A 381-nucleotide genomic window follows, 5' to 3' on the forward strand; every position below is an offset into this window, starting at 1 on the left:
TAAAACCCCTTTAGTCGCCGTTGGTATTGCGCTGGTATCAAGCGTTAAGGTATCCCCATCAATATCATTATCATTGGCTAACAAGCTGGCAAAAGTGATGGTTAGTGGCTCATCTTCATTTAACGATAAAGTGTCCGTGCCGGTTGTCGGTAAATCGTTTACCGCATTTATGGTTAAATTAACCGTGCCATCGACTAACGTGCCACTGCCATCGTCAATTTTATAAGTAAAGGTGTCTGCGCCATTTAGATTAGCTGTAGGCGTATAGATAAATGATGACCCGCTAACGGTTAAAACCCCTTTAGTCGCCGTTGGTATTGCGCTGGTATCAAGCGTTAAGGTATCCCCATCAATATCATTATCATTGGCTAACAAGCTGGC

Annotated in this window: 1 protein-coding gene; it reads right to left on the bottom strand. The window is 43.3% G+C overall.

Annotated features, from left to right (window positions below; genetic code table 11):
• Positions 1-381 (bottom strand): tandem-95 repeat protein (locus tag H4J38_RS16955; RefSeq protein WP_182133669.1); only part of this gene is annotated, 381 nt, incomplete at both ends.

It is taken from the genome of Colwellia sp. BRX10-3 (genome assembly GCF_014077505.1).
Classification (GTDB): domain Bacteria; phylum Pseudomonadota; class Gammaproteobacteria; order Enterobacterales; family Alteromonadaceae; genus Cognaticolwellia.